Raw genomic sequence first — 3,631 nt, 5'->3', positions numbered from 1 at the left:
AGTCTGGCCTGCTCGGCGGTTTCCCGTTCGGTGGCCGCCCGGATGACGGGGACGAGATCCGCCCACATTGTCTCCCGGATGCTGCGCACGGCCAGCGGCGCGGCGGCGGTGATCTCACCGGCCAGCGCCACCGCGGCCTCCCGCAGCTCGGTGTTCGGCACGAGCCGGTCGGCGAGGCCGATGTCGAACGCCTCCTGCCCACCGACCCGGCGACCGGTGTAGAGCAGGTCGAGCGCCTTCTGCCGGCCGACGACCGCCGGCAGGGTCACCGAGATGCCAAAGCCCTGGTGCAGCCCGATCCGGGAGAAGTTCGCCGCGAAGCGGCTGTCTGGGCTCGCGACCCGGAAGTCCGCGGACAGCGCGAGCCCCAGCCCGCCGCCGACCGCGCTGCCCTGCACCGCGGCCACGACCGGTATCGGGGAGGCGAATAGCCGTAGCGCCTCGCGGTAAAGGGCCGGCGCCCCCTCATCCGCCGAAATTGCCTCGGCCGCACTCGCGCCGGAGAAGTCGGCTCCGGCGCAGAAGTTCCTGCCCTGGGAGCACAGCACGACGGCACGGACGTCGGAGTCGGCGTCGAGCTTGTCATAGATGTCGGCGAGGGTCTGGATCAGACGTACGTCGAAGAAGTTGTGCGGCGGACGGCGGACCTCGACGACGGCGACGTGGCCGGGCAGGGTGTGTACCGCGATGTCTTCGGACTCGCTCATGATGATCCTCCGTCGGGTCGTCCGTGCTGGTGCCGGCGGTCCGCCGTGCCGGCGGGGTCTCCATCCGTCCGACATCGTCCATCCTGACCGAAAACGCCTCGCGGGTCGCGTCAGCGGCCGGGGGCCGGCCAGAAGGTCGCGAGCGGAATCGGGGAGTCCGCCGGGACCGAGGAACCGAGGACGACGTCGGTGGGGGTGATGGCGCTCGCGTAGCTGTACGGCCCGCCCAGCGTGCCGAGATCGGTGAAGCGGCCGTTGCGCCAACGGAACGCGTGCCCGTTCGCCGTGCCGGCGACGGTTCCCCGGTCGTTGATGGCGGTCACCTCGAGGTCGTCGGTGGGCACGCTAATGGTCGCGCGCTGGCCGTGCTGCCAGACGAATGCACGGCTCGACGAGCCGCGGCTCCGGACGAGGACCTGGCCGACGTTGTTGATATCGATCGCCGAGGAATCGGTGTCGCCGGGGAGCGTGCCGAGGTCGATCAGACGACCGCGTTCCCAGCGGAAGGCGTGGGTGTGACCGTCGGCCGTGTCGCTGTAGCCCACGATCTGCCCGGCGTCGTTCGCGGCCACCGCGGAACTCGACGGGCCGCCGAGGGTACCCAGGTCGTGCAGGGTGCCTCTCCTCCAGAGGAAGGCGTGGGACGGGCCGGCGGCGGTGTCACTGCTGCCGGCGATGGCACCGGCGCTGGTGACCGCGACGGCGGAGCTGCCCGGGCCGCCGAGCGTACCCAGATCCTGCAGGTGGCTGTCCGCCCACCGGAAGGCATGGAACGTACCAGCGTTGGTGGTGCTGGTGCCGACGATGACCCCGGCGCGGTTGACCGCCGCCGCGGTGCTGCTGTAGCCGCCGGCCGTCTGGGTGCCGCCGAGGTAGCCCAGACGCTGGGGCTGGGGGTTTCTGTGTTCCAGCCGGAACGCCTGCCGGTCGTAGTGGCTGACGAAATCGCCGATGACTACGCCGTCCTCGGTCACCGTCTTCGGTGCCGTGCTGCCGTTGAGGACATGCACGGTGCCGTCGCGCCAGAGGAAGCCCGTGGTGCTGTACGCGCCGCTGACCCAGTAACCGGCGTAGAGCCCGCGGCTGTTGCCACTGGTCAGCCAGCCGGGACTGCCTGGTCCGGGGATGCCGACCCCGGCCGGCGTCGTCTGGTGTGGGTCAGGTCGTGGTCCCGGAACCGGCGCCGCCAGCGCCGCGGGAAGCCCGGTGAGAGACACGGGAAGCCCGGTGAGGGACAACGGTGCGGTGGCTCCGGCCATGACCGCCAGGTGTACGAATGTTCTCCGGTTGCTCGGCACGGCCGACCTCCCTGGTCAGGCCTTCCCGACCGTCGTCGTGGCCGCCGGGGCGCCGTAGCACGGGTTCGGTCGCCAGGATCCTGGCAACGGATCGGGCCGGGATGGCTGGACGGAGGACCAGCCGGCACTCCGCCGATTGATTACCAACTGAAGTTAGATGGTGTCGAACTGTAGCCATCTCGTCAATGAATGACACGCCCCGCCTGCGGTCGCGAGGCGCGGAACGTCGCGGGCGCCGGCCGGTGAGCGGCGCGCTGACGTGGGCGTCAGCCGACTCCACCAGATGGCGCGGACGGCTCAGGACACCGTGATGCCGAGTTTCATACCCAGCGACTCGTGGTTGCCGACCGGGCAGCCCAGCTGGTAAGTACCCGGCTGCAGGGTCACCGTGAGGTCCTCGGACTCACCCGGTGCGAGGTCCTTCGTCGTGGCCTCGCGCAGGCCGGGCCCCTCGATCCTCAGCGTGTGCGTCACGTGGACGGCCGGTGGGGTCAGCCGCGCCTCGTCGCCGGGACCAGCTGGGGCAGCAGAGCCCCGAGCCCGAAGCAGACGGCGGTCGCCGTGATGGTGATGCCGAAATCACTGGGGGTGCCGGGTGACAGTAACCGGGTGGCTGAAAGCGCGAAGATGACGAACAGGCCGATCCCGCAGCCGGCGGGCACGAACCGCAGGCCGCGTTGCCACCAGGTGGCCGGCACTGCATGGCGGCCGAGCGGGAGTAACGCGACGGCCCAGAGCAGCCCCATCAGGACGACAAGCCCGAGGCCGAACAGCCCGTAGATGGACAACAGCGATCCGTGGATGTCGGCGGTTCCCGACACCTCGGCCACCGTGTGCAGGTTCGTGCCCCGGATCGCCACCTCCACCGGCATCAGTCCGGTGGCCCGGCCGTCGAGGTCGCGCATATCCAGGTCGACGGTCCAGTTCGCCGATCCGCGGGCCGGGATGGTTGTGCGCACCCGGGTGTCGTAGTCGAAGAAGGTGAGGCCGAGCATGGTTCCGCTCAGCCGTACCGAGTCGACGGGGACGTTCGACCGGGTCAGGTTCTGCACGCTGACCACCACGCGGGCGACCGCACTGGCTCCGAGGACCACGTTGTCCTCACCGAGGGGCTGACCGTCGACGGTGACGCCGAGTTCCACCCCGTCGTCCGCCGCATGGACCGGAGACGCCATGGGTAACATGAGCCAACTCAGGCACGCCGTCAGGCAAACGGCGACGAAAATACTTTCCCGCGCCGACCTCTCCGTCGGCAATCTGACATTCACCGCTTCCCCCCGTGGCCCGGATGACCGGCAACGCGACTGTTATCCTATCGATCGTCGTATGGTGGGGCTTCCGCCTAACGTGCATCACGTTGTCTCCGCCGGTCCGGGGCAGGCCGCCGGCAACGGGCGTGTTGCCAGCCGCACCCGGGGGGGCGCTCTGGTGTCTGGCCATCGAGTATCTGGTCGATTCGTGCGACGGCCGTCGCGCGGTCTGGTGCCGACGGTGTTTGTCGTTGTGCTGTTCCTGGTCGGCGGGGCCGGCGTCGCCACGGCGATGGTCAGTCCCGGGACGTCGACCGGGACATCGACCGAGGCGTCGACCGAGGCGTCGTCGGGGTCCATCTCCCCGTCCCCAGCC

4 protein-coding genes are annotated in these 3,631 nt (G+C 70.0%); all 4 read right to left on the bottom strand.

Annotated features, from left to right (window positions below; translation table 11 throughout):
- The coding region (locus AC08OP_RS22545) for an enoyl-CoA hydratase/isomerase family protein (RefSeq protein WP_476616003.1) at window positions 1-707 on the bottom strand (707 nt) is incomplete at its 3' end.
- A gap of 110 nt (window positions 708-817) precedes the next feature.
- A complete protein-coding gene (locus AC08OP_RS22540; RefSeq protein WP_476616002.1) occupies window positions 818-2,005 on the bottom strand; it encodes an HAF repeat-containing protein in 1,188 nt (395 codons plus the stop codon).
- 297 nt (window positions 2,006-2,302) lie between these two features.
- A complete protein-coding gene (locus AC08OP_RS22535) occupies window positions 2,303-2,479 on the bottom strand; it encodes a hypothetical protein (RefSeq protein WP_476616001.1) in 177 nt (58 codons plus the stop codon).
- Window positions 2,480-2,496: 17 nt separating this feature from the next.
- Entirely contained in the window at window positions 2,497-3,180 is a 684-nt protein-coding gene (locus AC08OP_RS22530) for a hypothetical protein (protein ID WP_476616000.1), read from the bottom strand.
- Between the last annotated feature and the right edge of the window lie 451 nt (window positions 3,181-3,631).

The organism is Frankia sp. CeRuru1 (assembly GCF_977966315.1).
The sequence above is the reverse complement of the archived record's forward strand: the minus strand, read 5'-3'. Positions and strand labels throughout refer to the sequence as shown.

Bases quoted from the DNA above. Each gene is read 5' to 3' on its own strand.
- AC08OP_RS22530 (WP_476616000.1), bottom strand. From the start codon at position 3,180: ATGGCGTCTCCGGTCCATGCGGCGGACGACGGGGTGGAACTCGGCGTC.